Source organism: Candidatus Sarmatiella mevalonica (assembly GCF_016751895.1).
In the GTDB taxonomy this organism is placed as follows: Bacteria; Pseudomonadota; Alphaproteobacteria; order Rickettsiales; family Rickettsiaceae; genus Sarmatiella; species Sarmatiella mevalonica.
The window spans coordinates 1-4,417 of record NZ_JACVVM010000082.1 but is presented as its reverse complement, the minus strand read 5'-3'; the positions used below and the strand labels follow the sequence as shown (position 1 = coordinate 4,417).

The 4,417-nt window shown below is 37.6% G+C and carries 5 protein-coding genes; 3 read left to right on the top strand and 2 right to left on the bottom strand.

What is annotated here, in order from left to right; genetic code table 11:
* A partial coding sequence (locus Sarmat_RS05970) for a tRNA (adenosine(37)-N6)-threonylcarbamoyltransferase complex ATPase subunit type 1 TsaE (RefSeq protein ID WP_202149865.1) occupies positions 1-195 on the bottom strand: 195 nt, incomplete at its 3' end.
* Positions 196-338: 143 nt separating this feature from the next.
* On the opposite strand from Sarmat_RS05970, the gene Sarmat_RS05965 reads away from it, so the two are divergent.
* From Sarmat_RS05965 to Sarmat_RS05955, 3 genes are all read left to right on the top strand, one after another.
* Positions 339-1,685 carry a TolC family protein gene (locus Sarmat_RS05965; protein WP_202149864.1) on the top strand — a complete coding sequence of 449 codons (1,347 nt, stop codon included), beginning with the start codon at positions 339-341 and terminating at the stop codon, positions 1,683-1,685.
* 4 nt (positions 1,686-1,689) lie between these two features.
* The gene (locus tag Sarmat_RS05960) at positions 1,690-2,232 is read left to right on the top strand and encodes a DUF2497 domain-containing protein (RefSeq protein ID WP_202149863.1); all 543 of its coding nucleotides are present in this window, start codon (positions 1,690-1,692) and stop codon (positions 2,230-2,232) included.
* A 139-nt stretch (positions 2,233-2,371) separates the two neighbouring features.
* Positions 2,372-3,817, top strand: a complete 1,446-nt coding sequence (locus Sarmat_RS05955; RefSeq protein WP_202149862.1) for a hypothetical protein — start codon at positions 2,372-2,374, stop codon at positions 3,815-3,817.
* A gap of 384 nt (positions 3,818-4,201) precedes the next feature.
* On the opposite strand, the gene Sarmat_RS05950 is transcribed toward Sarmat_RS05955, so the two are convergent.
* On the bottom strand, positions 4,202-4,360 hold the full coding sequence (locus Sarmat_RS05950) for a hypothetical protein (RefSeq protein WP_202149504.1): 159 nt from the start codon (positions 4,358-4,360) through the stop codon (positions 4,202-4,204).
* Positions 4,361-4,417 lie beyond the last annotated feature (57 nt).

Sequence of the window (4,417 nt, the reverse complement as noted above, 5' to 3'; positions counted from 1 at the left end):
ATATATTTGTAGCAAATTAAATGTTGGGCTCGTAACTATAACATCTGGAATCATTAGTTTAATAATCTCTTGGCATAAAAAAGTTTTGCCACTACCCATTTCCCCATCTAATAATATTAAGCATGGGCTTTGATGATTGTTTACGAGATATTTTGCTACTCGATGCATATCTTCTTGTTTAACTATTCTTTTCATTGGTTGTGATGATTCTGTTATTTATTGATTGCTGAAGAAAATTCTTGATTAGAACATGGATTGCTTTAATATATCTTAGTATGACTAAATCATAATTTATTTTATTTTCTCACATTTAATCTTTTAAACCGATTGTTATAATGATGACAAAAGTATTATCGCGGCATCGCCTGTCCATAATTGTTTTTTGCGTAGAGTTATTACTTCATGTTTCTCAAGCGCATGCACAAATTAATTTGCATCAAGCATTGAGTAGCGCATACAACACTAATGATAATATCAAGTTGGCGCAAGATGATTTCTTGCAGGAGATAGAATCTTTTGCTCAAGCTAGAGCGCAGTTTCTACCTAACATTAATGCTAATTTCGATAAAGTAGAAGAGTCTCGTAAGTTAAAGTCGGCTCAAGAACTTAGTGGCTTGAGGTTAGATCAGTCTTTGTTTAGTGGTGGGTCTAGCGTGTTTAGCTTAACTGCGGCTGAATATGAGTTTAAATCTTCCAAGGCAAGACTATATGCTTCCGAACAGAAAATTTTATTAGATGCTATTAGAGCATATCTGAACTGCATACAAACCAAAGAGGCTGTGTCGGTGGCTCAAATAAGTTTGCAAGATAGTAGAGTGAACCTGAAAGCTGTGGAGGCGCAGTTTAAGGCTGGTGAAACTAATAAGATTGACCTAGAAAGCGCCAAGGCCGCCGTTGCCCAAAATGAAGCTGATTTTTTTCAGGCGCAGGCTAATGAGATAGATGCCAATGCTCATTTTATTAAAGCGATAGGTTTGCAACCAACAAGCTTAGTAACTCCACAGATTCTTGATGATTTGCCGCAAACATACGAAGAATTTTTGAATGTATCGAGAAACTTTGATTTTGAAATTCAATATTTTAGGAGCAAAATTCAGGTGGCACAATATGCTTTAAAGGCTGCAAAAGGCGCATTATTACCACAAGTGAATTTCGTGGTAGATGCCGGAAAACTTTACCAATACGACCAATTAGCCGGGCAGCAAAGTTCTAATGCAATAGCTACTAGAATTAATGCAACGCTACCTATTTATTCTAAAGGAGGGTTAGAGTATTCTAAAATTAGGGTGGCTAAAATATCTCAAAATAAGGCTATTTCATTTTTAGACAACAGTATTAAAGAGAACGAAGCTAAATGCAGAAGTGCCTGGCAAAGTTTTCAAGCTAGCAGGGCGCGTATGCGGGCGGCACAAGACGCCGTCAATGCTGCGCAAATTGCTTACGATGGTACTGTACAAGAGCAGTTGCTGGGCTCAAAATCTATCTTGGATGTTTTAATTACCCAAAGGAGGTTAAATGAGGCGAAAGTGACGAAAATTAGAGCGTTTACTGAATATGCTGGTAATTATTTTCAAATTAAGGCATTGATGAGTCAATTGAACGCTCAAGTATTAAAATTAGACGCTACTTATTTTAATCCAGACAAAGAATTTAATAGAATTAAAAGTAAACTTATAGGGTATTAGTGTTATGTTTAAGGAATTTCAGGGAAGAGACGGTTTATCAGTAAACGAAATTGCGGATAGAATAAGAAATATCATTAACTCCCCGGTTATATCTAATTTAGAACATGATGAATTAGATAACGTGAAGGTAAAGCAAAAAAACTCTGATAGCAGCGTGTCAAAAATGAGAATAAACGAACGGTCTTGTAAAGTGCAAGATATGAACTCGGTCAGCGCGGATTGCGAAGAGGAGCCGTTGGAGTTGACATGCAAAGCAAAGAATCGACAAGTCAACCAACGAGATGGAGAGTATATTACAAACAAATCAGAAAGGGGTGAGAATAAAATTGCGCACGATATGTCTTGCGATACGAGTGAAATGATTAAGGATTTTAAAAATAAAATACTACAAAGGAAGGATTTACAGGCAGTAGGGCAGGGGCGTACTTTGGAAGAATTAATATTAGAATTGGTTCAACCATATGTTACTTCTTGGCTTGATAGACATTTTCCTATTTTAGTGAAAGAGGTATTAGAGCGTGAATTAAAAAGATTGATAAAAGAGTAATATAAAAATCTAATTGAACAGGGAGAATAGAGAAAATCAGCGAAAGATAGAAACGAAAACTGAGGTTTTGAGTTTATAGAGTTTATAATTTAAGTATATGTTAAATTTATTCATAAGTTTTTGCTTGCAAGGTGTATTCATGCAATTTATTAAATTGTTTTTTATTTGCGCCATGATGTCAGCTGCGCTGAATGTGAACGAAATGATGGCGAATCAACCAGAATTACCTAGCGTACAACAAGTTGATGATACAATGGATAAGAAGAAAACTAAGAACGTTGGTTTTTTTGATAAGATTAAGAATCTCTTTTTTACGACAAAAACTATGCCCGAGGCGAAGACAGATTTCTTTCAACCAGTGGCGAGTGATGAGGGGGGTGTAAATCAAGCACAGACGGATAATAATATTTCCGGTGGTAATTTGCAAGATGTTGGGGGTGACGCAATGGATGTGAATGTAGGACAAGAAATTGCTTCAAGCGGCACAAATCAAACGCCAATACCAGCAGATGTAGAGTCGTATGGTAATGAGTATACAGAACAAACGACTGATGGATTTGGTACTCAACAGAATTCAAACAGTGATGGTAATTTGCAGTCTGGACAGCAGTTTGTGAATGATGAGGGCGCGACGAATATGCCTAGTCAGAATATTAATGATAACCAAACACCAGATGTTTCTGGTGCTGAGCAAACTAGTAATGCCGCAGACCTGCAAACCACTAGTGCGGTGGGCGATCGAGAGCAATATATGGCAGATGTGACTACTCAAAATGAAGATCGATCTTCGGGTGGTGTAGATATGCGAGACCAAACTCAAGCTCAATCTCAAGTGGCTGTAACTACTAGAGAGTCTGGTGATGGTATGGCGGCAGGAGTAGGCGTGAAAGTTGTAACTAAAGGTGCGCGTAGTAAAGAAAATGGTAGCAATACTGCCGACGTGCGTGATAGCATGAATGGCGTTGCATCTTCTTCTAATTCTTCTACTAGTAATCAAAGTGTCAATATTCAAGTTGCTGACAGCTCTAAGAACAATGCTCGTGGTGATGTTGGCGATGGCGCTAAAAGTGATGGGCAAAATGACATGAATCAAAGCATTGAGCAGTCTAATGATAATCCGTCAGTCAATGTGAAGGTTCGGGTTAAACGAACGCAGCGTAATATTAATCAAGATATTCAGAGTAAGGTTGTTAATGTTCTTGAACAGCAAGTTAAAGAAAATGAGATTAGAGCACAACAAGAGAGAGATGCAGCGGTTAGTGATGAACAAATAATACAAGATATTATCGCTTCTACCACTCAAGGAGGCATGAATAACGATGGGCAGCAGTTAGATTTTGTGCAATCAGAGATGGTATATCTGCTTTTGCATCTCGAAGAAGCTGATCAGGAAGATAGTATAAAACAAGAAATGTTTGAGGAGGGCGTTGATTTTTTAGCTTATGCGAAAAATTTGGAACCTCAAGTCTTATATTTAGCAAGGTTTGAGAAAAGGAAAGAAAATCAAAGTTTTTTGAGGTATAGTATGCAGCAAATGCAGAACTCTTCGTATGAACTACAAAGGATAGGAGTGAGATGCGATTAAGAAGTTAGATTGATAGTCAAGATTTATCCAGACCTGCTGCGTAAGTAAGATCTCAGGAGAAGACCGGCTACATAAGTCGATGAAGTGCAAATTTTGCGTTAGGAAATCTAGGCGCATAGATCAATATATGATGTTTTTATCTAACAAACTGTCTGTTGATTCAAGAAGCCTTTCTCAAATTTACAATCCCATCAATAATATTAAATTTAAATTGGAGGTTATATCCTCTCCTTGTATTGCGATATCTATGAGATAAGATACGGAAATTTTTGACTCAGCTATCACATTTGCTACTCTGATTCGTTTTTTGACTATAATAGACCTGTTGCGTAAGTGAGAATATATCGCCTAATGATAGAAAAGACCTCTTGCGTAAGTATTTAATTAACAATTAGCCAATGTGAAGGGTGAAGAAGGTTGTTCGTGATTATTAGACCTCTTTCCTAACTCTACTCCTGATGGCAACTGCTTCGTCGCTCCGATGCGCAAGTCCTCACGTACTTCATGTACGCTGCGGCTCTGTGCTTCGTATACTCCTCGCATTTGCTCATCATGAGCGAGTTTCGAAAGAGGTCTATTTTAGCATCAAGCGGCAAGTAA